Source organism: Paraburkholderia kirstenboschensis (assembly GCF_904848585.1).
GTDB lineage: Bacteria > Pseudomonadota > Gammaproteobacteria > Burkholderiales > Burkholderiaceae > Paraburkholderia > Paraburkholderia kirstenboschensis.
The window spans coordinates 69,925-93,324 of the sequence record NZ_CAJHCR010000019.1 but is presented as its reverse complement, the minus strand read 5'-3'; the positions used below and the strand labels follow the sequence as shown (position 1 = coordinate 93,324).

General features: G+C 63.2%; 19 protein-coding genes. 10 read left to right on the top strand and 9 right to left on the bottom strand.

The features are described from left to right. Positions 1-33 precede the first annotated feature (33 nt). From JMY24_RS32010 to JMY24_RS32000, 3 genes are all read left to right on the top strand, one after another. Entirely contained in the window at positions 34-2,217 is a 2,184-nt protein-coding gene (locus JMY24_RS32010; RefSeq protein WP_413231285.1) for an NHL repeat-containing protein, read from the top strand. Positions 2,218-2,327: 110 nt separating this feature from the next. Beyond that, positions 2,328-2,585: a hypothetical protein gene (locus tag JMY24_RS32005; RefSeq protein ID WP_020068608.1), complete on the top strand. Its 258-nt coding sequence runs from the start codon at positions 2,328-2,330 to the stop codon at positions 2,583-2,585. Positions 2,586-2,753: 168 nt separating this feature from the next. Beyond that, positions 2,754-3,353: a LysE family translocator gene (locus JMY24_RS32000; RefSeq protein ID WP_128584034.1), complete on the top strand. Its 600-nt coding sequence runs from the start codon at positions 2,754-2,756 to the stop codon at positions 3,351-3,353. Between the two features lie 21 nt (positions 3,354-3,374). Here the strand turns inward: JMY24_RS32000 and JMY24_RS31995 are convergent, their stop codons facing one another. The 7 genes from JMY24_RS31995 to JMY24_RS31965 all read right to left on the bottom strand — a co-directional run bounded on the left by JMY24_RS31995 (position 3,375) and on the right by JMY24_RS31965 (position 11,915). Beyond that, the gene (locus tag JMY24_RS31995) at positions 3,375-4,598 is read right to left on the bottom strand and encodes a winged helix-turn-helix domain-containing protein (protein WP_128598047.1); all 1,224 of its coding nucleotides are present in this window, start codon (positions 4,596-4,598) and stop codon (positions 3,375-3,377) included. A gap of 365 nt (positions 4,599-4,963) precedes the next feature. After that, on the bottom strand, positions 4,964-5,239 hold the full coding sequence (locus JMY24_RS31990; RefSeq protein ID WP_128598046.1) for a hypothetical protein: 276 nt from the start codon (positions 5,237-5,239) through the stop codon (positions 4,964-4,966). Positions 5,240-5,519: 280 nt separating this feature from the next. Continuing rightward, entirely contained in the window at positions 5,520-7,235 is a 1,716-nt protein-coding gene (locus JMY24_RS31985) for an FAD-dependent oxidoreductase (RefSeq protein WP_128584031.1), read from the bottom strand. 87 nt (positions 7,236-7,322) lie between these two features. Next, a complete protein-coding gene (locus JMY24_RS31980; protein ID WP_128598045.1) occupies positions 7,323-8,315 on the bottom strand; it encodes a DedA family protein/thiosulfate sulfurtransferase GlpE in 993 nt (330 codons plus the stop codon). 336 nt (positions 8,316-8,651) lie between these two features. Further along, positions 8,652-8,903, bottom strand: a complete 252-nt coding sequence (locus JMY24_RS31975; protein ID WP_027779988.1) for a hypothetical protein — start codon at positions 8,901-8,903, stop codon at positions 8,652-8,654. A 389-nt stretch (positions 8,904-9,292) separates the two neighbouring features. After that, on the bottom strand, positions 9,293-9,895 hold the full coding sequence (locus JMY24_RS31970) for a DinB family protein (RefSeq protein ID WP_128598044.1): 603 nt from the start codon (positions 9,893-9,895) through the stop codon (positions 9,293-9,295). Between the two features lie 313 nt (positions 9,896-10,208). Next, a complete protein-coding gene (locus JMY24_RS31965) occupies positions 10,209-11,915 on the bottom strand; it encodes a methyl-accepting chemotaxis protein (protein ID WP_201703556.1) in 1,707 nt (568 codons plus the stop codon). 292 nt (positions 11,916-12,207) lie between these two features. On the opposite strand from JMY24_RS31965, the gene JMY24_RS31960 reads away from it, so the two are divergent. Beyond that, complete coding sequence (locus JMY24_RS31960; protein WP_128598041.1) at positions 12,208-15,732, top strand: response regulator; 3,525 nt, start codon at positions 12,208-12,210, stop codon at positions 15,730-15,732. A 19-nt stretch (positions 15,733-15,751) separates the two neighbouring features. Here JMY24_RS31960 and JMY24_RS31955 read toward each other — a convergent pair whose 3' ends face one another. After that, the gene (locus JMY24_RS31955) at positions 15,752-16,153 is read right to left on the bottom strand and encodes a RidA family protein (RefSeq protein WP_027779984.1); all 402 of its coding nucleotides are present in this window, start codon (positions 16,151-16,153) and stop codon (positions 15,752-15,754) included. Between the two features lie 102 nt (positions 16,154-16,255). Continuing rightward, positions 16,256-17,656, bottom strand: a complete 1,401-nt coding sequence (locus JMY24_RS31950; protein WP_128598040.1) for a GntP family permease — start codon at positions 17,654-17,656, stop codon at positions 16,256-16,258. Between the two features lie 325 nt (positions 17,657-17,981). Between JMY24_RS31950 and JMY24_RS31945 the strand changes: the two genes are divergently transcribed. From JMY24_RS31945 to fae, 6 genes are all read left to right on the top strand, one after another. Next, positions 17,982-19,457: a sigma-54 interaction domain-containing protein gene (locus JMY24_RS31945; RefSeq protein WP_201703554.1), complete on the top strand. Its 1,476-nt coding sequence runs from the start codon at positions 17,982-17,984 to the stop codon at positions 19,455-19,457. An 87-nt stretch (positions 19,458-19,544) separates the two neighbouring features. Continuing rightward, on the top strand, positions 19,545-19,805 hold the full coding sequence (locus JMY24_RS31940) for a hypothetical protein (protein ID WP_128598038.1): 261 nt from the start codon (positions 19,545-19,547) through the stop codon (positions 19,803-19,805). A 539-nt stretch (positions 19,806-20,344) separates the two neighbouring features. Beyond that, the gene (locus tag JMY24_RS31935) at positions 20,345-20,548 is read left to right on the top strand and encodes a hypothetical protein (RefSeq protein ID WP_128584024.1); all 204 of its coding nucleotides are present in this window, start codon (positions 20,345-20,347) and stop codon (positions 20,546-20,548) included. A gap of 78 nt (positions 20,549-20,626) precedes the next feature. Further along, positions 20,627-21,826, top strand: coding sequence for a serine hydrolase domain-containing protein (locus JMY24_RS31930; RefSeq protein WP_128598037.1), 1,200 nt, complete (start codon positions 20,627-20,629; stop codon positions 21,824-21,826). Between the two features lie 127 nt (positions 21,827-21,953). Then, positions 21,954-22,244 carry an H-NS histone family protein gene (locus JMY24_RS31925; RefSeq protein ID WP_128598036.1) on the top strand — a complete coding sequence of 97 codons (291 nt, stop codon included), beginning with the start codon at positions 21,954-21,956 and terminating at the stop codon, positions 22,242-22,244. A gap of 613 nt (positions 22,245-22,857) precedes the next feature. Further along, on the top strand, positions 22,858-23,382 hold the full coding sequence (gene fae, locus JMY24_RS31920; protein WP_114199733.1) for a formaldehyde-activating enzyme: 525 nt from the start codon (positions 22,858-22,860) through the stop codon (positions 23,380-23,382). Positions 23,383-23,400: the final 18 nt, after the last annotated feature.

Genomic DNA, 23,400 nt, shown 5'->3' with positions numbered 1-23,400 from the left:
GGATAAAAGCGTCACTTGCAAGGGAACACTGTCGTGAAATTCCTCTCGCGCCTCGGCGCGGCATTCATTTTTTGCCATAGCCTTCTTCCGCTTACTGCATACGGGCAGTCGCAGCTCACCTACACCACCTCGTGGATCGGCAATAGTTTCGGTTTCGGCGACGGCAAGTGGGTGCAGCAAGATATCCAGGCAATTGCGGTGGGCGCCGACGGTACTGTTTTCACGAACGCGCCGTGGGACGAGAGCGGCAGTGAGATCGCCGCGTATCGCGGGGGCGACAAGGTCGCCGTCGCCGGATTCACGCACGGGTGGGGCGCTGCGGGCGGCGATGCCGTCGCGGTCAACCACACCTATCTGTACGCGGCAATGTCGATTGGTAGCGAGAACAACAAGCTGGTCGGCGCGGACTATCCGCCAGCGGGCCAGGAGTGGTTCGGCATCACGCGCCGTACGCTGACGAATCTCTCGGCGGGCGTGCCGTTCAGTGCCGGCGTCGGTAATAGCGCGAACGCAACGAAAAACAGCTTCCTGCCCGTCGATACAGTAGCAACCGGTACCGACGCGGCCATCCGCGGACTTGCCGCCACCGACAGCGAACTATATCTCTGCGACACCTACGCGAACCGCATTGTCGTTTTGAACGCCAATACGATGCAGCCATTGCGCTCGTGGAGCGTGAGCTCGCCAGGACGTATCGCGATCGACACCGATTCGACGCTCTGGGTGATAAGCGGCATATCGTCCGGAAGCCTAACTATCTTGCACTTCACCGCAGACGGCACAGCGCTCGCCGGCACCTTGCCGTTGCCCGCCGGCGCAGTTCCGGCCGACATCATCGTCACGCCAGCGGGGCAAATTCTCGTCGCGGATAATGGGCCGTCGCAGCAGATTCTCGTCTTCAACAAGGACGCCAAAGGTCAACCGCGAGCGGCCGCACCGGTCGGCACGCGCAACGGTATTTTTCATGCAGTCAAGGGCGTGCCGGGCAACTGGCGCTTCAACGGCATGACGGGAATCGCGCTCGATCCGGCGGGCAATCTATATGTCGCGCAAAACGGTGAAGGGCCGCGGCCGGCGGGCTCTGCATCTGTCGGTCAAGGTGCGGTGCTCGAAAGCTATGTGTTCAACTCGCATGCGTTGAACTGGCGGCTGTACGGCCTGACGTTCGTGGACAGCGCCGCCTTCGATCCGGCCACGCCGGCTTCGGTGTACACCGGTTCGAAGCGCTTCACGCTCGACTACAACCAGCCTGTCGGCCGCGAATGGTCGTACGCGGGGTTCACGCTGAATCGCTTCGATTATCCCGACGACCCCACGTTTCACCAGCCGCGCGGCGTGCGCGGCGAGCCGATGGTGCGCAGGATCAACGGCCGGCCGTTTCTCTATACGCTCGATCCAGGCGCGCATTATCTGAACGTATACCGTTTCGACGCCGAGCATGGCGAGACGGCGATTCCGTCGGGACTGCTCGCGCAAAATCCGCTGCCGGGCACGTGGCCTTCGGGCCAGCCGGGCTATGGCGAATGGCTGTGGCGCGATGTCAACGGTAACGGCGTTGTGGACGTCAGCGAGATAAGCAGCAATCCGTCGACCGGCAGCACGGTGGGCAACGGCTTCTGGTGGGTGGACGCGCCGGGCAATGTCTGGCTCGCCACACCGCTGAGCGGCATTCGCGAGATGCCTTTGCAGGGGCTGGATTCAGCGGGCAATCCGATCTACACCTACGCGAGTTCCAAAATGTTTGCGATGCCGCAGCCGTTCACCCGGCTGGCCCGGCTAATCTACATGGCTGAATCCGACACCATGTATCTGTCCGGTTTTACCAGCGCCATTCCGTGGGACGCGACGCATTGGAAAGAGGCCGGCCCCGTGCTCGCGCGTTACGACAACTGGAGTTCGGGCACGCCCACGCAGCAGTACGCGGTCTCGCTGCCGTGGAACACGCAGAGCAATCCGCAGACAACCGCGGTCGGCGTCGCGGTGGCCGGCGACTATATCTTCGTGGCCGAGTTGTACACGGCTAAGGTCGATGTCTACGACGCGCGCACAGGTCAGCCGGTCGGCTATATGACGCCGGGCGCGAGCGTGGGCAACACCGGCGGATGGGTGGATGTCTATCTCGGCATCAGCGCGGCGAGACGCGACAACGGCGAGTACGTGATACTGGTTGAAGACGACGCGCGCGCAAAAATCCTGATGTATCGGTGGACGCCTTAATCCGGGTCGTGCCCGCGCCGATCACGAATAGACGGCAACCCGCGATGGGTATATAACAACGTGAAAGGATCGCTCGTTTACCGACGCTTCAAACGGAGAGACGCTTCATCATGACGCAAGACGTAACGCCTACGCCGCCCACGGGCGACCGGCCCAATCTGGAAAACCTCGACGCAGCGCTCAGTCACGTGGATCAACAGGTGTCGTCCGGCAGCATTGCGTCGGGTGCTGCAAAGGGCATTCTGTACAGCCTGATCGAAACGCTGGGCACGTTTGTCGGCGATCCGGATTTGCCCGAACACGCGCGTTCGGGGTATGAAGGGCTGCTTGAAGCTGCGCGGGAACTGCGGGCGAAGCTGGAACACTGAACGGTGGCCGCGCCTTTACGGTCGGGATTAGCGATTAGCGATTAATGCTTGGTCTTTAACGGCTAACCGTTGGCGACAGCGGTCCCTCATGGCGTTTCGGCGCCACGTGCTGGCCAGGTCGCCGTCTGTGATAAAAAGGCGCACTGTTCTCAACATTGCGCCTTTTTCATGTTCTCTGCGTCCGCTACCGCGTTGTTGGCCGTCGGCATTGTCGTCGTGCTGATCACGCCGGGGCCTACAAATACGTTGCTTGCGTCGGCAGGTTTGCGCCAGGGCCTGCAGCGGTCGTTGCCGCTTATCGCCGCTGAACTCGCCGGCTACCTGGTTTCTATTTCCGTCTGGGGACGTTTTCTGGCGCAAGCCGCGCATGCGCTGCCGTGGCTGCCCGCGTTGCTGCGTGTGGCGGCGGGTTTGTACATCGCGTGGCTGGCCGTCGATATGTGGCGCGCGGCCGTCGCGCTACCGGACTCCACGCAGCGCGCGAGCGGCATGCGCACGTTGTTCATTGCGACGCTGCTCAATCCCAAAGCCTTGCTGTTCGCGGGCACCATTTTTCCGGCCGCTGCTTTCGCGCATTGGCCCGCTTATCTCTCGGCCATGCTGATCTTTGCGTGCCTGCTCGTGCCGATTGCGCTCGCGTGGATCGCTTTTGGCGCGGCGCTGGGCAGCGGCAAGCTGCGTTGGCTCGATCCGGCGAAGATTCAGCGCGGCGCGTCGATCCTGCTCGGCGTCTTTTCGCTGTCGCTTGCGTGGTCGGCGTTGCATTGACTGCGCAGGACGGCGGCGCGCTTACTCTTCGACGCACTCATTCACGCTCAATGCTTCCTGCCATTCCGGCGCGGCGGACGTGATTTGCAGTTGCGGCGTGCCGTGCCAATCCGCGCACCGTTGCAACGCGCGCCGCAGGTCGCCGGCGAGGCGGGCGCTCGGACGCACGCCCGCTTCCATATGCACGGACTTCAGCTCGAAAATGCCCTGCGCGCGGTGCGCCTTCGCATCGACGCGGCCTACCAGCCGCCCGCGGCTCAGCAGCGGCAGCACGAAGTAACCGTATTTGCGCTTCGCCGCCGGCGTATAGCACTCGATCGCATAGTCGAAGTCGAATAGCGCGGCGGCGCGTTTGCGGTCCCACACCACAGGGTCGAACGGCGAGAGTACCGTCGTCACCGTCGAGGCGAGCTTGCCGCTCGCGGCGTCGTCGAGCATGGGCGCGAGGTCGCGATGCACGAACGTGTCCTGCTTCCAGCCAACCACTTGCACGGGAATCAATTCGCCGCGGTCCGCAAGCGCATGAAGCTCGTCACGATACGGGCGCCGCGGCAGACGGTAATAGTCCGCCACCCAGTCGGCCCGCGCGATGCCGAGGGCCCGGCAAGTGCGGCGCAGCAGTTCATCGGTGACGATATGCGGCGATGGCAGATCGCGTGCGTCGTTCCAGTCCGGCAAGACGCGTTCGGTCACATCGTAGACGCGCTGAAAATTGCGCCGCTCGGCCACCATGAGTTGTCCGATGGCGAAGAGCACTTCCAGATGACGCTTTTCCGGTTTCCAGTCCCACCAGCCGTTGCCCTTGCCCGACTCGCGAGCGAAATCCGCCGAACGTACCGGGCCCGTGGCGCGAATGTGCGCCAGCAGCTTCTCAATGTCGTCGCGATGCTTGTTGTGCCAGTCGGCCGCGTACTTCCAGCCTATGTCGCTCGGGTCCAGCATGCGATGACGCATCAGGCCGTAGTCTTCGATCGGCACGAAACACGCTTCATGCGACCAGTATTCGAACAGCTTGCCTTCGGCGAGATGTTCGTCGAGCCATTGCTGCGCATAGGCGCCGAGCCGGCTGAAGAGCACGACATAAGGGCTGCGCGCGACAACGTGAATCGTGTCGATCTGCAATTGCGCCATGCGGCGGATCGCGTCGAGCACGTCGGCTTTCACGGCCTTGCGGCGCGGCGGTGTCAGCAGACCTTGTGCGGCCAGATGCAGCGTGCGGGCGGCGGAAAGCGGAAGAGTCTTCACGCGGAGGTTGTTCAGTGAGTGACTGCGATGAGAAGGCGCGAGCCTGGCCTGAATCAGCAGACGCTACTGTAGCGTGAATGCAGCGCAGCGGTTGATGCCGGCGCGCTGCGCGTAGAGATGGTGCACGGGACGAAATTCCGGGTGAGCCGTGGATTGGCCGTGGCTGAGCGGGAGGTGGCCGGCAAATGAGCGGCGGTTGGACGAGGGTGTTGGCAAGTGAGCGGCAGGGGAAGCGGCGAATGAGCCGCCTAAAACCGCCTATTGCCGACACCTGAGCGGCCGCGCCAGGACGCGCCACGTCGCCGACACGACAACCAGGGAGGCGCCGCCCGTACTTTTGCCTCCGCGACACGGGCGCTGAAAACCTACCAGCCGCGCTCGTGATGCTTGTCCCAGCCGCGATGACGGCCATGATCGTGATGCCAACGGCGCTCCCGGTAGTAGTCGTCGCGGTAGCCGTAGCCGTAGACGGGCTGGGGTGCATAGACGACCGGAGGCGGGGCGTACATCACGGGTGGCGCGGCGTATATGGGGCCCGGCGTATTGACGAACACGCCGACGTCGACGCGAGCAGAAGCGGCAGTCGATGCGCAGGCGGCGACAAGTCCGAAGGCGGCGAAGAAGATCGCGCGTTTGTTCATGCTTCTCTCCTGTGTCCCAGCAAGACGATTGCTGTTTCCAACGATCGGCCATTCACTGTCGAATGGCTGACGTGGATCTTACGAGACAGAAAGAAAAGCAGGTGCAACGAGTTGAAGGCGTGTGTAACAGAGCATTACCCGACAGCTTGGTTGGTAGCTTGGTTGGTAGCTTGGTTGGCAGTTTGGCTATGGGCCGCCGTGTCGATGCGGCGGCCCTCGCCGAAGCCCAAGCCCAAGCCCAAGCCCAAGCCCAAGCCCAAGCCCAAGCCCAAGCCCAAGCTCAAGCCACCGATGCGACCGCTTCGTCCGCTGAAACCGCCAGTATCTGGTGAATTTGCGCGACCACTGCCGCGCCTTCGCCGACCGCCGCCGCCACGCGCTTCGTCGAGCCCGCGCGCGCGTCGCCGATCGCGTATACGCCTTTAACGGTCGTTGCGAGATCGCATGCCGACGCGCCGTCCGCACTGGTGCCCGTCAGCACGAAGCCCTTTTCGTCGAGTTCGACGCCGCAAGTGCGCAGCCAGTCGGTGTTCGGGTCCGCCCCGGTGAAGAGGAACAGATGCCGCGTGTCGATGTGGTCGGTGCCATCGGGCAAGGGCTTTTTCAGAGCGACCGACGCAAGCCCGCTTTCGTCCGCGACGAGCTGGCCGATCTCCGAATTCGGATGCACGACGACGTTCGGCAGCGAGCGGATGCGGTCGATCAGATAGCGCGACATAGTGGCTTCGAAGCCGCTACGCCGGATCAGCACGTGGACCTTCGCTGCATGCGTCGCCAGATAGACGATCGCCTGGCCGGCCGAATTGCCGCCGCCCACGAGCACGACTTCCTGCCGTTTGCACAGCTTCGCCTCGACGGGCGACGCCCAGTAGTAGACGCCTCGTCCGTCGAAACGGTCGAGCCCTTCGAGCGCGGGGCGCCGGTACACTGCACCGCTCGCGATCACGATCGTGCGCGCGCTGATATGACCGCCGCACTTCAGTTCGAGCCGGTACGGCGCCTCGCCGCAATGCAGCGCCTTTACGTGGACCGGAATCGCCACGTGCGCGCCGAATTTCTGCGCCTGCACGAACGCGCGTCCGGCCAACGCCTGACCCGAAATGCCGGTCGGAAAACCGAGGTAGTTTTCGATTCGGGAGCTCGCACCGGCCTGGCCGCCCGGCGCGCGGCTATCGAGCACGATCACCGAGAGTCCTTCGGACGCCGCATACACGGCGGTGGCGAGCCCGGCCGGTCCCGCGCCCACGATCGCGACGTCATAGACCAGCGAGGCGTCCAGATCGGGCAGCAAGCCGAGCGAGGTCGCCAGTTCCGGCATGCTCGGATGACGCAGCACCGAGCCGTCCGGACAGATGACGAGCGGCATGTCTTCCTGCTGCGCGCCGAATTGCTCGACGAGACGCAACGCGTCCTCGTCGCATTCGTCGATCGTGGAATGCGGATGACCGTTGCGCGACAGAAAGCCTTGCAACATCACGAGGCGCGCGTCGGTGCTGCTGCCGATCAGGATCGGCCCGCCCGCGCCTTTTTCGATCAGCGACACGCGCCGCAGAATCAGCGCGCGCATGATGCGCTCGCCCAGTTCGGCTTCTGCCACGAGCAGTGCGCGCAGTTTTTCCGGCGGAATCAGCAACGCTCGCACCGGGCTAAGCGCCATGCCGTTGACGAGCGCGTGGCGTCCCGACAATTGACCGACTTCGGCGAGGAAGTGCCCCGGCCCGTGTTCGCCGATCACGACTTCACGGCCAATGCCGTCGCGTTGATAAATCTTCACGCGCCCTTCGAGCAGCACGAACATGCCAGGACCGGTGTGGCCGGTCTCGAACAGCAGTTCGCCCGCTTCCCAGTGGCTCGGTTCGCCGAACCGGCGCACGCGATCAATCTCCGCCGCGGTGAGCGCGGGGAACATCTGATGCATGCGCGTGGACAGATTCGAAAACGGCGCGTCGGCGACTACCGCTTCGGATTGTACTTCGGGTTCTGAAACGGAAAGCATTGAGCCGCTCCTTCGGTGTTCATTGATTGACTGAACGAAGGCGCAACGGCGCGCGCGCGAAAGCGCGCAAGCGGATGCGCCGCGGCGTTAAACCGCTTTCGGCGCGATGTGCTCGACCGAGGCCTCAGGCGGCGGCATGCCGGGCAAAGCCTCGACGGGCCTGCCGGAGTCGCGCCAGGCTTCCATGCCGCCGCGCAACGGCAGCACGTCGTTAAAGCCTGCTTCGTTCAACTGCTTGGCCATCCATGCGGCCGAAATTTCATTGGGACACGAACAGTAAATCACCAGCTTCTGGTCGCGCGGATACGTGGCGACGATCTGATCGAGTTGCCGCTCGTCGGCGAATTGCGAGCCCGGAATCACAAACGGATCGAGCTTGCGCTTCTCGTGCGAACGGATGTCGAACAGCACCGGCGTCTGGCCCGCTGCGACCAGCGTGGCGAGCTCCTCGACTTCTATGCGAGCGGACGCGAGCTTGTTGATCAACTGACGACGGCGAATCCAGCGATACGCCGCATACAACAGCAGCAGCCCGACGGCAACGGCACCCGCCGTGCGGCCGAGGCGCCCCGCGGCGGCGAACACCATGTCGATCTGACGCGCGAACAACGCGCCGACGATAAGCCCCGTGCCCGACCACAGTGCGGCACCGATGCTGTCGTAGGTGAGAAACGTGCGATAACGCGTGCCCATTGCGCCCGCCATCGGAATAGACACGATCGACAGGCCGGGAACGAACTTGGCGACGGCCAGCACGCGCACGCCCCAACGCCCGAAGAACCGCTCGGTTTTCTTAACGCACGTGTCACGCGACAGCGACAGACGGCAGATGGTTTTCAGTGTGTTGCCGCCGTACAAACGGCCCGCCAGATACCACGCGCTGTCGCCGATCAGCGTCGCGAATATGGACAGCACGAGTACCGGCAGCAGTTGCGTGCCGACCGAGCCGGGATGCATGGCGGCCATTGCGCCGAACAACACGAGCGACGGCATGGCCGGTACCGGCAGGCCGATAGAGGCCGCCAGCACGTTGGCAAAAATGAGCGCCGGTCCGTATTGCTCGACGAGATCATGTAGCATCGACTTACATCCGCGGCCTTTTCAGGCACGGCGCGCAGTAGGGAAGCAAAGGAGAATGGAGCGATTATGGACCATTTTCAAGGCGTGCAAAGCCCTTGAAATACCCCGGTTATTCGGGGGTTGGAAGCGTTACCGCCGCACCCTTGGTCCGCGAGCCGTGCGCGCTGCAAATATGAACTCAGCGCGACCCGCACAAAATGAAAGACGATTGAAGCTCGCGCAGCCTGAAACGAGGTGGCGCGCGAAGATTCCGGTAACGGTGCGCGGCACCTGCAGTGCTGCGCACTCTGCTGCTCACGCGGCGATCACGCCAATGCGCTGCGCCGCGCGATTGCGTTATTGACGATGATTGTGCTGCTCGCCCGGCAACTCGGCGCCGTGCGCGCGAATGGCCGCAATCAGCTCGGCCGGCGTGATTTCATAGCGTACTTCCCGATGTATGCCGGGCTTGCGCTCATCGACCTCGACCAGAAGGATGCCTTTGCCGTCTTCTGTCGACTCGAGGCGCAGCGAACGCAGTTCGCGCCCGGTTGCGTCGTCGTATTCGGTGAGCAGGGCCATAGACCCGGAGGACCCGGTAGTGCGCATCGAAGTTGTCCTTAATCCGTTGTTGATCGAACCATTGTACGGGCAGCATGACGCGCCGTCTGTCGCGCAATGTTCACGCTTGGGTTATTGACCAATGCGCGCGCCTGCTTGCCAGAACGCCGCGGTGCGCCTGAGCCCGCGGGCCGCGAGCCGGGTACATCAGTGGCGTTCAGCTATGACAATGAGTTTAACGCGACTCGTCCCGATGACGGTTGCATTTTTCGTGCCCCGTGGCGGTGCAGTTCTTCTTCGAGACTGTCATGCTGGTGACGCGCGGCATGGTTAGGCAACGCGAGAGTGGACGCACAGACCATCGGCAAAAACGCCCGAAGCAATGCTCGATACGATGCGCTCGCCATGCCGCATGCAATGCCCTGCCGGTGGCCCCGCTACAACGGCCCGTTGCGGGTTTCGCGCATGCGCTCCAGTTCCAGCATCTCCGAGGCGCGCAGCGGCGCGTCGCCGTCGAGAAAAAACTCGTCGAGTTGTGGCGGCGCCGCGGCGGTGCCGCTCAACATCGCATGAACTTGTCCGCGATGATGGATCTGATGCACGAAGAGATGAGGCAGCACGCGGCCGATGCTCTCCCGTTGAATGCCAACTGACGCACCGCGGTCGATCTCCACCTCGCGGTGCAAATCGGTGCCCGTCAGCGACTCGCAAAAGGCCAGCAGGTCGCGATCGCTTTGCGCCTGGGCATCCCATAGTTGCGTCGCGCGTGGATAGGGCAGTTCGTCGTCGAAAATCGTGAGGCCCTGGCCGCCGCCGATCAGCGCGTCGTAGTAGTACCGGTCAACCAGCAAGATGTGATTCAACGTGAGTTGCAACGAAGGAAAGAAGCTCACCCTGCGCGCGGCGAATGCTTCGTCGGTCAAGCTCAGGCACGCGCGGTAGAGGCGCAGGTTCGACCATGCGTTGTTGCGCGCCATGGCAGTTAAATGCAAAGACAACGGATCGTGCGAAGCGGCGCCTCGCGAGTTGGAATCGATCATCTGTGCCTCCGTCGAAACCAAGCGGCATAAATCTGCGAGCAAGAAGGCGCGCATCGATGCGCCGCGCTCCAACAGCATAGATCGCGCGAAAAAAAACGGCCCGTCTGTTTGAGACGGGCCGCTGAACGCCGTTGTTACTCGGGTCAGTCTGTCCATACATCCATTGGGCAGCGACGCTTGCATGGTGAGGCGTCAATATCTCGCTGTCGAGGTAGGAGTAATGCCGATCTATCGGATCAATGCGGGATCAACGCGGGATCAACGCGGGATCAACGCGGGATCAACGCGGGATCAATGCGGGTTCGATCCGGCATCAATGGGCAACCAACGCCGCCTCGTCATGCTCCGCATCGTGAGCATCGCGCTGCGCATGCTGAAGCGTCACTGTAGATGCTGGCTCGTGCGCGGCATTGGCTGGCACGCGTTGACGCGTGCCAGCAACAACGCGCGATGCAGGCGCCGTATCCGCAACGGTGAAGAGACGCACTGCCTCGCTCAGCACATCGGCCTGCGCGGCGAGACGCTGTGCCGTGGCCGCCGCCTGCTCGACGAGCGCGGCGTTCTGCTGGGTCGCGCCATCGAGATGCGAAACGGCCTGGTTGACCTGGCGAATGCCCTCGGCCTGTTCGCTGCTCGCGTTCGCCACTTCCACGATGATCGACGACACCCGCTCGACCGCTTCGTCGATTGCGCGCATTTGAGACGTGGTGCGCGCAACCAGGTCGGTGCCCGCCGCGACTTCCGCCGCGCTTGCCTCGACCACGGACTTGATTTCCTTCGACGACGCTGCGCAACGTTGCGCGAGCATTCGCACCTCGCTCGCGACCACCGCGAAGGAGCGGCCTGCTTCGCCCGCGCGCGCCGCTTCGACGGCGGCGTTCAGCGCCAGAATGTTGGTCTGAAAAGCGATGCCGTCGATCACACCGTTAATGTCGGCGATACGCCGCGATGCGGCCGTGATGCCCGCCATGGTCTGCTCGACCTGGCCTGCGATCTTGCCGCCTTCGGCCGCAGCGGCCTGCGCGTCTTTCGCGAGGTCGAGCGCGCGCACGCTGGCGTCGGCGTTCGCTTGCACGGTGGTGGTCAGCTCTTCCATCGTGGCGGCGGTTTCTTCGAGCGAGGCGGCCTGCAGTTCCGTACGGCGAGCGAGGTCCACGTTGCCGCTCGAAATCTCCCGTGCGTTATCGAGCATGCCGTTGATCTGCTCGCGCACGTCATAGACGATCGCGGCCAGGTTGGCCTTCAACTGATTCAATGCTTGCAGCACATCGCCCAGGTCGTCGTGACGCGCGACCTCCAGATCGACGGTCAGATCGCCCGCGGCGAGCCGGGTCGCAAAGCCGCGCATGTCGCGCACCGGCGCAGCCACATGCCGCGCCAGCAGACGCCATGAAACGAGACTGACGGCACTGGCCACGCCGAACGCGATCCAGAACGGCGTGGGCGGCGTGCCTTGCCATGCCGCGAGGCCGGCCGCAGCAAGTGCGAGCGGCGTGAGCGCATAGCCGGCCGCGGCGCGTGTCGCCACGGGCAGACGCGTCAGCGCTTGCAGCCGGCCAGGCAATCCTGTGCGCACGACCACGCCGCGACGCAGCTTCACCCCACGCGCCTCGCCCGCGCGCATGCGGGAGTACAACGCTTCGGCAGCGCGCGCGGCGTCGCGCGCCGGCTTCACACGCACACTGAGATAGCCCACCACGGCGCCTTTTTTGACCACCGGCGTGACGTTCGCATGGACCCAATAGTGGTCGCCGTTCTTGCGGCGGTTCTTGACGAGCGCAGTCCACGGACGTCCATCGCGAATCGTTGCCCACATGTCTGCGAACGCTTCGCGCGGCATGTCCGGGTGGCGGATCAGATTGTGCGGCTGGCCGACGAGCTCTTCATGTGTATAGCCCGACACGGCGATGAAAGCCGGGTTGCAATATTCGATGCGGCCGGTCAGGTCGGTCGCGGAAACAAGCATTTGCGACGAGGGGAATTCGTACTCTTGCCCGGTGACAGGCTGGTTATTGCGCATGACTTTCCTTGCTGATGCTCACCCCGCACAGTGCGCGGTCTTACATTGTTGCAAGGAATATCGGCATGAAGTCCGGGTGCCTTGAGGGTTTCCCACTAATCCACTCAGGTTTATGCCCCATGACGCCGTTAATGCAGTGTTCGGGAACGCCTTGGCAGCGGGTCGCGTTAAAGGTGCCGGATGCATCGCGCGACACCGTCAAAGCGACTACACTGCGCCGATATAGGCCAGCAGACGCAGTTCGCCAAAGATCGCAGTGGTCTGCCTGCGCGAACCGCACGCACGTGATCCGATGCAGAAAATCCTTGATCGTACTCAAGAGTCACTCGGGCAGGCATTCGCGTCGCTCGCGAAGACGGCGAAGCGCCAGCAGCGGGTATATCTGGCGACAATCGGCTCATTGATGCTGATGGTGGCTGTTTTTGCGCTGGTAATCGCGGTCGTGGCGGCGTTCAAGCAGCTGGAATATCGCCGCACGTTCACGTCGCAGAATGCAACCGACCTGTCGCTGCTGCTGCATCGAGAAGAGTCATTCCTGCGGCGCGCCGAATTTACCCTCGACTATTACTACGGCGCCACTGACGTGCGACGCGCGCCCGAGGCGGTGGAGCAGTCGATCGCGCAGACGGGCGCGGCGCGCGGCAAGGTGGATAGAGTCGACGCGGAGTTCGACATCGTCATTGGGCAGTCCGCTCGCGCCGCGTGGGGCACGCAACTCGGCGACAAACTGGGGCGGCTTTACGAATCGGCGCAATCCACCCTCGTCACGCAGCAGGCGTTCGAACTCGAACAGAGGGCGACGCTGATCGGCGTCGATGAAGACTACGCCGTGATTCTGCCTTCGCTGCCGGGTTCCGCGACCGGTCCGAACAGCGGGGCGGCGCGCTCCGCCACGTCGGCTCAGCAAGCGGCGCTCGCCGGTGTGCTGAGGGAGACGATCGAGCGCGAACTGCAGTCGCAAACGGGCAAGCGCGTGCCGGGCAAGGGTGAGCGCCTGTGGGTCGGACCATATCGCGATCCCCTGCAAAACACGCCGGTGATCTCGGCGGTAAGCGCGTATTACGAGGGCGACAAGCCTGTCACGCTGATCAGCGCGAGCATTCCGCTCACTGTGCTCGCCGCGCGCATCGCGCCGCCCGGCAGCGCGGGCGCGACATTGCTCATGGCACCCGATCGCCGCATTCTCGTGTCTTCCGCTGCACTCGACGCGCAAACCGGCGCGATGCTGCAACACGCAGTGGCCACGACTCCGCCTCACGTCTTTCACTATGACCGCGAAGGCGCGATCTTTTACGAGCCGCTCATGCCGGGCTTCGGCTCGCTCGTCGGCTACGTGCCTTGGGGCGGGTTGGCCGCGGCGCTGGGCTGGCAACTTGCCGTAATCGGCAGCCTTGCGTTAGTGGTCATGCTGGCCATTGCGTTGACCGCGCGTTTGTTCGGTCTGCGGCTCTTGCGCAACGCGTTTGCCGAGACTTCGCACGCGCTGGAAAGCGATACCCTCAACCACATTCTGGTAAGCGCGACGCCGATCGGACTGTGCATCGTGCGGCGAAGCGACTATTCGATATTGACGGCGAACGCGCTCGCCACCGAACTGCTGCAAATCGAGCCCGGTACAAGGCGGCTGCCCCCGCATATCGCCGCCGAGTTTCTCGCTCAGGCACCGGAGCAAGCTTCGGCCGCCGCGTTCGCACGGATTGCCGCTTTTGTCGCGCCGGCGCAGCCGCCATCTCAGCCTGCGGCTCCAATGCCCGCGAATGCGCAGGCAGCCGCGGCGCCAGAATCCGGCGCTGCGCCTGCGCAATTCCTGCAATTCACCTACGCGCCCGCTCGTTATGCAGGCGACAACGTGTTGTTCTGCGCGATTCTCGATGTGACGGCGCAGCACGCGCTCGAACAACAGTTGCGGCACGCGCAACAGGCGTCTGAAGCGATGATGCGCGCACGCACCAACTTCTTTGCCGCGATGAGCCACGAGATTCGCACGCCTCTGAATGCGCTGCTCGGCAATCTCGAACTCTTCGCGCGCACGCCGGGGCTCGAAGTGCATGCGCAGCGGCTCGCCGCGCTGAATGTGGCGGGCGATGCGCTGCGCCGCGTCGTCAACGATATTCTCGACTTTTCCAAGATCGATGCCGGCGAAATGCTTCTGGTGCGCGAACCGTTTCCTCTGCTCGATACGTTCGAGAGCATTGCGCTTTCCTATGCGGCTATGGCGGGCGATCGCCCTATCCGTTTCTATTCATTGCCTTCGCCGGCGCTCGACCGGACGGTTGTCGGCGACCGCATGCGGATCGCGCAGGTCATCAACAATCTGTTGAGCAACGCGTTCAAGTTCACGTCAAGCGGCAAGATCATGCTGCAAGCTGACCTTATCGACGATGCGCAAGGCCGCCCGGTCCTCAATTGCCGCGTCTCGGATTCCGGGCCGGGCATGAGCCAGGAGCTGGTCACGCGGCTTTTCAAGCCGTTCGTGCAAGGCGAGGCCGGTGCGTCGCGCGGCGCGGAAAGTACCGGTCTCGGACTCGTGATCTGTGCGCGCCTCTGTCAGTTGATGGGCGGCACGATTTCAGCCGAGAGCGTGGTGGGCGTCGGCAGTGTATTCAATGTCTCGATTCCGCTCGCCGCCCCGCCGGATGAGAAGCCGGCGCCCGTGGTGGAAAAGCGCGGAATGCTGCTCGCGCTGTGTCAGGATTCCCAGGTCGCCGCACTGCTGGGCCGCTGGCTCGAGCACTTTGGCTGGAGCGCGCATGTGGTACCTGCGCTCGCTGGCGCGCGGGCGTGGCTGCAAGCGAACCGCCCAAAGGCGCTGATCGTTTCGGGCGCATACGACCTGGATGTCATTGCCTCGCTGCGAGCGTTGCAGCCGGTGCCTGCTGTCTGGGTGACGCGAGCGGGCCCGCGACTACCGCAAACGCGCGGGGACGGCGTGTTCGAAGTGACGGAATTCAGCGGAACTGCAGTCCGGGCTGCCATCGAGTTGGCAATCGATGGCACACCCGTCGCGGCGGCCTCCGAGGTACCCGCGACCCCGGCACGCGCCGGCTCGACGACAGCGTCCGCGGCGGTGCCTTTGCTGACGACGCTGCCGGCGTTGCAAGGCCTCACCATCCTCGTCGCCGAAGACAATCCGCTGATTCAAACCTTGATCGCGGAACAGCTTGCCACGCTCGGATGCGCGCCGAGCATCGCCGGTGACGGCAAACAGGCGCTCGGCTTGTTTGAACGGACGCGTTTCGACGTCGTACTGACCGACATCCACATGCCGGCCATGGACGGCTACGAGTTCCTCGCCGCGCTGCGCAAGCTGGACGCCGACGTGCCGGTGCTTGCCTTCAGCGCGGTGGCCGAAAATCAGGAAGCGCAAAGCTGGCATGAGCAGGGTTTCAGCGGCTACGTGTCGAAGCCCGCTTCGTTGGGCGAACTTCAGGCTTCCTTGCTCGCGGTAGCGCCTGCCGCGCAGGAGAGGGCCGCACCGGCTGCCGCTCCTGCGTCCGTTGTGCCAACAGAGGCCGCACTCGCCGCAGACGAGAAAGCGCGTTATACCGCCATGCTCAAGGAGCACTTGAAAAACGATCTGCCGCGGCTACTCGCCATCGTCGATGAAGAAGACCGGCAGGCGTTAGCCGGCTGGGCGCATAGCGCGAGCGGCGCGTTCGTGATCGTGCAGGAGCCGAGGTTCGTCGAAGAATGCAGGCAGTTGCAGCGGCTGTGCAACGACAGTGAAAGCTGGACGACCGAAATGGACGAGCGCGCCGTGTCGTTGCACGAGGCTCTGTGCGATCACTACGGCGTCGACGAAGCGTCCACGCATTGACCGTGCGCACCGTTGCGGATTAGCCGGGCCGTCGTGCGATGAAGTCGATTTCCACCAACGCGTCGCGCGCCAAAGCGGTCACGCCGATGCAGGTTCGCGCCGGCAGCGCGTCGGCGGGAAAGTACACGCGGTAAATTTCGTTCATCGCGGCGTAGTCGCGCTTGAACTCGGTCAGGAAAATGCGTGCGGCGACCACGTGTTGCAAGCCGAGATCGAGACCCTTCAGAACCAGCACGAGGTTGTCCATCACGCGTCTGGTTTGCGCGACTACGCCTTCGGGAAGCGGTGCGGCGTCGTCGGTGGGCGAGGTCGGCATCTGGCCCGTGAGGAAAACCCAGCCGTCGGCTTCAGTGGCGTGGGAAAACGGGCCGACCGGCGTAGGGGCGCCGGGGATCATCCAGAATGCGGGGGTTGAACTCATGGGGGGCGCCGGTCGTGGCTTCGAGTGTCGGGCTGACAAGATAACCGATCAAAACTCACGATGCCGGCGAGGCGGCCGGCATCGTCCCCTGCAAGCTCGCGCTTAAACGAGCCCGGTCGTGTAATAAACGGCGATCACGAAGAATACAGCCAGCGTCTTGATTACCGTCACCGCGAAGATGTCGCGATAGGACTGACGGTGCGTCAATCCGGTCACCGCGAGCAGCGTGATGACCGCGCCGTTGTGCGGCAGCGTGTCCATGCCGCCGCTTGCCATTGCGACCACGCGGTGCAGCACTTCCATCGGAATATGCGCGGCCTCCGCGCCCTTGATGAACACGTCCGACATGGCCGCGAGCGCGATGCTCATGCCGCCGGACGCAGAGCCCGTAATGCCCGCCAGCGAACTGACCGACACGGCTGCATTGACGAGCGGGTTCGGAATGCTTTTCAGCGCGTCGCTGACCACGAGGAAGCCGGGCAATGCGGCAATGACACCGCCGAAGCCATACTCGGAAGCCGTGTTCAGCGACGCCAGCAGCGCGCCCGCCACCGCGGCCTTGGTGCCGATCGCAAAGCGCTCGCGCACCCGGCCAAACGCCGTCAGCACGACCATGACGATGCCGAGCAGCAGCGCGCCTTCGACAGCCCAGATCGCTACGACCGTCTTGATCGTCGTGGTGACCGGCGTGTGAACGCCCGGCAGGATATCCGGCGCGACGGTGTACGAAGTGCCGTACGCCGTGGGAATCCAGCGAGTCAGCACGAAGTTCGCGACGCCGACCAGCACCAGCGGCGCGACTGCGAGCAACGGATGCGGCAGCTGCTTCGACTCGACGCGCTCCGGCTCATTGACGAGTTCCGTGCCATAGCCTTCGCCGGTTGCCATCGCGGCGCGGCGGCGCCATTCGAGATAGCTCAGGCCGACCACGATAATGAACAGCGAACCAATCACGCCGAGCGCGGGTGCGGCCCACGAGGTCGTCTTGAAGAACGTCGTCGGAATGATGTTCTGGATTTGCGGCGTGCCCGGCAGCGAATCCATCGTGAACGAGAACGCGCCCAGTGCGATGGCACCAGGCATCAGGCGCTTCGGAATATTGCTCTGGCGATACAGCTCGGCGGCGAACGGATAGACCGCGAACACCACCACGAACAGCGACACGCCGCCGTAGGTAAGCAGTGCGCACACAGCGACGATCACGGCGTTCGCGCGCGAGCGGCCAATGTAGCGAATCGCGGCGGCCACGATCGACTCCGAGAAACCGGACAGTTCGATGACCTTGCCGAACACGGCGCCCAACAGGAATACAGGGAAGTAGAGCTTGACGAAGCCGACCATCTTCTCCATGAAGATGCCGGTGAAAACCGGTGCGACGGCGGCCGGATCGACCAGAAGGACAGCGCCGAGTGCGGCGATCGGGGCGAACAGAATAACGCTGTAGCCGCGATACGCGGCGAACATCAGAAACGCCAGCGCGGCAAGTACGATGACAAAGGACATTGAGTCTCCAGAAGCTTGGTTTGTTCTACGTTTACGCCGTCTCAGCTAGCCACGGCATGGCGCCCGCGAACGCAGGTTCCGTGCCATGCGGCCGACAACGGCTCGCGCGCTGATGCGCCGGGCCAAAGCGGACAAAACCAGGAGACGTGTCGCCGCAGATTGTACCTAAACGTCTCCAAACGGGGACACGAATCGCACCACAGACACCGGCGTCACGGCCCGAACCTTTGCAGTGCAGGCTTGTCGGCGATCTCTCGATTGAGATAAGCTTGTCCACGAATTGAGACAAGCGACAAGTACAACGATAGCCGGAGACAGCGACAACATGATGAACGACTGGGCGGGGCTTCCCGCCACCTACAGCGACGTCCTGCGCCGCGCAATGGAATCGCTCTTCCGCACTTTCGAGAACTTCAGCGAAGGCACGTTCATTGTCGACGCCGAAGCGCGCGTCGTCTGGATCAACAAGCGTTATGCGGCGCGGTTCGGCTTTGCGGATCCCGAGCAGGCGATCGGCCGAGATTGCGAAGCGGTGATTCCAAACAGCCTGATGCGCGAAGTCGTCAAGACGGGCAAGCCCATTTTGCTCGACATTCTGGAAACGGATCGCGAGCCGCTCGTGGTCACGCGTCTGCCGCTGAAAGACGACGCAGGCGAAACCGTAGGCGCCGTCGGTTTCGCGCTGTTTGACGAACTGAAGGCGCTCACGCCGCTTTTTTCGCACTATTCGCGCGTGCAGGAAGAATTGATCGCGACGCGCCAGTCGCTTGCGCAGGCGCGCCGGGCCAAGTACACATTTGGCAGTTTTGTGGGCACGAGCGCGGCCAGTCTGGAAGTCAAGCGCCAGGCTCGCCGTGCGGCGCAACTCGAATCGCCGGTTCTTTTGCTGGGCGAGACCGGCACCGGCAAGGAACTGCTCGCACATGCGATCCACGGTGGCTCGGCGCGCGCGAACCAGCCGCTCGTGACGGTGAACGTGGCGGCGATTCCGGACACGTTGCTCGAGGTCGAGTTCTTCGGCGCGGCGCCCGGCGCGTACACCGGCGCGGATCGCAAGGGCCGCGTCGGCAAGTTCGAACTGGCGAACGGCGGCACGCTTTTCCTCGACGAAATCGGCGATATGCCGCTGCCCTTGCAGGGCAAGCTGCTGCGAGTATTGCAGGACAAGGAGTTCGAGCCGCTCGGTTCAAACCGGATCGTGCGCGCCGACGTGCGGATCATCGCGGCGACCTCCGCCGATTTGCCCGCGCTCGTGGCGGCGGGACGTTTCCGCGCGGACCTGTTCTATCGCCTGAACGTATTGACGATCCACGCACCGCCCTTGCGCGAGCGCGCTTCCGACATCGAAGCGCTCGCATACGCAATGCTCGAGGACCTGTCGACGCAGGCGCGCGGCGGCAGTCACTACGAGTTGCAGGACGACGCATTGCGCCTGCTGTGCGCCTACGCATGGCCGGGCAACGTGCGCGAGTTGCGCAATACGCTTGAGCGGGCCGTGATGCTGTCCGACAGCGAACGGATCGACGCACGTGCGCTCGCGCCGTTCGTCGGTTCGGGACAGAGCGGCGGGCTCAGCGCGATACAGCGCGTGCCGGACGCCCAGCCGCCGGCTGATGGCGAAGCGGGAAATGCGGCGACGGGACCGTCGTCGTGGAACGAGGCAATGGCGGCGTTCGAGAAGCGTTTTCTCAGCGATGCATTGCGCGCCAACGGCGGGCGTGTGATCGACGCCGCCGCGCAGATCGGCATGGGGCGCGCAACGCTATACAAAAAGATTGCGGCGCACGGCATCGAGATTTGACGACGTCGGCCGTCACTGGGTCACGCAGCGCAATTGGCGCGTGGCACAATCGCGTGATCCAAAAACAAGACGTGATCGGGGTTTCACATGAACCGCAGCTTCTCATTCTTCGCGCACCGTGCCTGCATGATGCTGGCCGTCGCAGCGAGCACGGCACTGGGTGGTTGCAGCAGCAGCGCGCCGCTGTTTTTGCCGGACGGCCGCGCCACCACACTCGTTGAATGTCCGGCGGGCTCCGACTCCTGCGCGCAGCAGGCTGCCGCAAGCTGCGGCGGCGCATTCGACACGGTTCGCCAGTCCACGAACAATGGAACGCTCAACCTGATCTACGCCTGCCGCGCAAAGTGACAGCTTCGCGGCCGCGCTATTGCGGGTGCGGCCCGGCAGTGTTCGACAGCCTTCGGTCCGCAATTTCTGCACGGGCTGTGTAGCCCAATTCGCACGCCGGTCGCGCATAATTCCCTGCTCAAATGCATTCCGCCTTCAAGCGGCTAACTATTACGCGCAGGGCGCTTTTTCAAAAGTGCACGACCGTCATAAATATATGCGTCTAATGCCTGAAGGCGAAACGCATGTCCATGCGTCACGCATATTAATTGGCGATGTTGGTTTTTATTCTTAATGGATCGACATCCATAAAAACTCACGGTATTTTTTTGCACTGAAGCGAAGTCAGTGCGCCAGGTAACGGAACGTGAAATCCCGCGGCAGTATTCTGTTTTCAGAGGTTCGCCAGCGCATGCGACCAGCAGCTTTTGCCGAATGAAGAGACCGCAAGGCAGAAGCGAGGAAGAAGTTGCCGACTAACGGAAATCGACGTTAGGAACGGAACAGTTGTGCTTTTCATTGCGTTTCGAATTAAGTCAACGAGTATCCCGGGGAAAAGAATGAATCATCACCAACTCGAAAAAGACATCCAACATCTCGAGCACGTCATTTCGCACATTTCCGCCGAAGACCGCATACCGCTGTCGTATTGGCGTAATCGCATCGATTCGGTTTCCGGCTCGGTTCGCATGCCGACACAGGCCAACCGCATCAAACGACTTAATGCCGCACTCGCGGCGTTGGAGGAGCGCCAGAAAGCCTGACCCGCACTGTGCGCTCTAAACTCGCTGCCACCTCGTAATCTTCAATCGACGACGCTTAAGCCAGGACACACCATCGACATGCAACCAGCTGGATTTTCGTCAGCCCGGCTGACAGCCCTGACGAGCACCTTGCAGGGTTACGTGGAACGGGGCGATGTAGCCGGTGTGGTGGCGCTAGTCTGGCGCCGCGGTGAAACCGGCTACTTCGAGGCCCTCGGTCTGCGCGACGAAGCCGCGCAACTGCCTATGGAACGCGACACGCTGTTCCGCATTGCGTCGATGACCAAGCCAGTGACGAGCGCCGCCATTCTCATGCTGATCGAAGAGGATAAGCTCGCGCTCGACGCGCCCATCGCGCAGTGGTTGCCTGAGCTGTTGGCGCCGCGCGTGTTGCGCGATCCCGGCGGCCCGCTCGATGAGACCGATCCTGTGCGTACGCCGCTTACCGTGCTGGATCTCTTGACGCATCGCGCGGGCTTCGCTTACCACTTCACCGCGACCGGCCCGTTGGCACAATCCTACGCGGCGGCGTTCAACGGCGTCGATGGACACGGCGACGCGAACGCGTGGCTCGCGCGCATTGCCCAATTGCCGCTGATGTTTCAGCCCGGCTCGCGCTGGCACTACGGCATCGCCACCGATGTGCTCGGCGCGCTGATCGCGAGAGTGAGCGGCATGCCGCTGGGGGAGTTCTTCCGCACGCGCATTTTCGAGCCGCTGGGCATGCGCGACACCGCGTTCTGGGTGCCCAAGCCGCAGCTTGCGCGCCTCGCTACCGCATACGGCGTCGATCCGGAGACGCGGCGGCGCGTGGTCGAAGATCATGCGTCGGCGAGCCGCTGGGCGAATCCGGCGCGCTTTCAGAGCGGCGGTGGCGGGCTCGTCTCCACCGCTCAGGACTATCTGCAGTTCGCGCAGCTGCTTTTGCGGCGTGGACGTGTCGGCGACGTGCGCTTGCTGTCGCATCGCTCGGTCGATCTGATGCGCTCGAATTTTCTGACTCGCGATCAACGCCGACTCCCGGCGTTCGGTCATGTGATGTGGGCGGGCCAAGGGTTCGGCCTCGGCTTGTCGATCGTCGACGATCCGGCGCAGCAACTGCCGCAAGGCTATCGTTCAACCGGCTCTTTCGGCTGGCCCGGCGCTTTTGGCACAAGCTGGTTCGCCGATCCGGTCGAGGACCTGATCGGCATCATGCTGATCCAGCGCCGTTCGATCGAGCCGTTTCCCATGGCAATCGACTTCGAGCGCCGCGTGTACGATGCAATTGACGATTGAGTGCGCGTGCTTCGGCGATGAGCGACCGCACTTTTAGCGCCGGACAATGAAGGGCTCTCTATCCGGCGCATTATTTGTCTGATAGCGTCCGCACTTCGGTTCGCCACAATCAACGGGAGCATTCGCGATGGCCTCATACAAGCAGTTGACCGCTCAGCTCGAGAAGCTTCACAAGGAAGTTGCGGCGGCTCGCGACAAGGAGGTCGCGCAAGCGATCGCCGACATCAAACAGAAGATCGCCGAGTACGACCTGACCGCCGAGGAGCTCGGTTTCGCGAACACACGCACCGTGGCGCGCAAAGCCCCATCGGTCGCGAAGTATCGCAACCCGAAAACCGGCGAGACCTGGAGCGGCCGCGGGCGCTCGCCTGCCTGGCTCGCGGGCAAGAATCGCGACCGCTTTCTGATCGAAGTGTAGGGTGGCGTCGCGGTGCGATTCACGGGCGTCGTGTAGTTCGCATCGCTGAAGTGATGTTGCGTCCGCTCTTTTCTGCACCGCTACCAGGTCCCGAAAACGCTCACCTTTAGATTGAATCTGGAATCCGCACAGTGGACCGGGACCTGCGGTCTACATACTTCGGCTTTGTTTCGGTGAGCCTGGTTTCTTCGCCACGCGCACCGGACCCGAGGTGAGTGCCATGAAGGGGTGGCGCCTCACCGACATGTCCAAAACCCGCGCTGGCCTTTGCTGGCGGGCGTTCCCAGGCTGTACGAAGAATCGTTCACGGCTACACGAACGTGGCTCTGCGTTCGTTCGGGAGACGACGGTGCGCAACCAACGCCGCGTCGTTGGTGCAAGAAGCTCTTCGCACGTGCTCACCTTTCGCCGTTCTGCACGGCGCGACATCGCAAGTCCCGAAAACCCTCACCTTTGCGTGCGTCGCGCTTTGCGCGAACTCACCGCCTTCTCCATGCCGTCCGGACAAACCCGGAGTTGAGTTCGCCTCATACCCCGGATCAAAACTCATCGATACATGGTCGCGGATGCCGAACGCCACAATCGGTCATCCACTCAACTCGACGGAAAGACCATGAGCGTATCGACGGACAAACAACTTTTCATCGGCGAAGGATTCGAAGGACCTGGCGTGAACCTCGCGCATATCAACGTGCTGGTCGGCCCGCGTAACGGTCCGGCGGGCCAGGCGTTTGCCACCGCGTTGGCGACACCTTCCGCGGGTCACGCACCGTTCGTCGTGATCGCGCGTCCGGGCGTGCCGACCAAGCCTTTGACGCTCTACGTGAACAAGGCGCAGATCGGCAGCGACTTCCATGGCAACGCAACCTGGGGCGCGTCGCAAGCCGGCATTGCGAAGGCGGTGGCCGAGTCGTTGGAGAACGGCACGCTGCCTCCGGAAGCGGAGAACGATTGGGTTGTCGTGTCCGCGAACTGGGTCAATCCCGCGACCGACGATCTCGACGCCGTCTTCGAAAACAACTACCGCGCGTGCAGGAACGCGATCCTCGCGGCGATGAAAGGCCTGCCGCATCGCGACGAAGTGTTCGCCGCCGCGCGCGACGTCTCGAACCCGTTCTACACCCCCAAACAACGCTGATCGCGGCGTGGATTGAAA

What these genes read in the sequence shown, in the direction of transcription:
- JMY24_RS31990 (WP_128598046.1), bottom strand. Translation starts at nt 5,239, where the DNA reads ATGAACAAACGCGCGATCTTCTTCGCCGCCTTCGGACTTGTCGCCGCC.
- JMY24_RS31935 (WP_128584024.1), top strand. Translation starts at nt 20,345, where the DNA reads ATGAATCATCACCAACTCGAAAAAGACATCCAACATCTCGAGCACGTC.
- JMY24_RS31985 (WP_128584031.1), bottom strand. Translation starts at nt 7,235, where the DNA reads ATGCTTTCCGTTTCAGAACCCGAAGTACAATCCGAAGCGGTAGTCGCC.
- fae (WP_114199733.1), top strand. Translation starts at nt 22,858, where the DNA reads ATGAGCGTATCGACGGACAAACAACTTTTCATCGGCGAAGGATTCGAA.
- JMY24_RS32005 (WP_020068608.1), top strand. Translation starts at nt 2,328, where the DNA reads ATGACGCAAGACGTAACGCCTACGCCGCCCACGGGCGACCGGCCCAAT.
- JMY24_RS31930 (WP_128598037.1), top strand. Translation starts at nt 20,627, where the DNA reads ATGCAACCAGCTGGATTTTCGTCAGCCCGGCTGACAGCCCTGACGAGC.
- JMY24_RS31950 (WP_128598040.1), bottom strand. Translation starts at nt 17,656, where the DNA reads ATGTCCTTTGTCATCGTACTTGCCGCGCTGGCGTTTCTGATGTTCGCC.
- JMY24_RS31925 (WP_128598036.1), top strand. Translation starts at nt 21,954, where the DNA reads ATGGCCTCATACAAGCAGTTGACCGCTCAGCTCGAGAAGCTTCACAAG.
- JMY24_RS31945 (WP_201703554.1), top strand. Translation starts at nt 17,982, where the DNA reads ATGATGAACGACTGGGCGGGGCTTCCCGCCACCTACAGCGACGTCCTG.
- JMY24_RS31960 (WP_128598041.1), top strand. Translation starts at nt 12,208, where the DNA reads ATGCAGAAAATCCTTGATCGTACTCAAGAGTCACTCGGGCAGGCATTC.
- JMY24_RS31975 (WP_027779988.1), bottom strand. Translation starts at nt 8,903, where the DNA reads ATGCGCACTACCGGGTCCTCCGGGTCTATGGCCCTGCTCACCGAATAC.
- JMY24_RS31970 (WP_128598044.1), bottom strand. Translation starts at nt 9,895, where the DNA reads ATGATCGATTCCAACTCGCGAGGCGCCGCTTCGCACGATCCGTTGTCT.
- JMY24_RS31955 (WP_027779984.1), bottom strand. Translation starts at nt 16,153, where the DNA reads ATGAGTTCAACCCCCGCATTCTGGATGATCCCCGGCGCCCCTACGCCG.
- JMY24_RS32000 (WP_128584034.1), top strand. Translation starts at nt 2,754, where the DNA reads ATGTTCTCTGCGTCCGCTACCGCGTTGTTGGCCGTCGGCATTGTCGTC.
- JMY24_RS31965 (WP_201703556.1), bottom strand. Translation starts at nt 11,915, where the DNA reads ATGCGCAATAACCAGCCTGTCACCGGGCAAGAGTACGAATTCCCCTCG.
- JMY24_RS31940 (WP_128598038.1), top strand. Translation starts at nt 19,545, where the DNA reads ATGAACCGCAGCTTCTCATTCTTCGCGCACCGTGCCTGCATGATGCTG.
- JMY24_RS31980 (WP_128598045.1), bottom strand. Translation starts at nt 8,315, where the DNA reads ATGCTACATGATCTCGTCGAGCAATACGGACCGGCGCTCATTTTTGCC.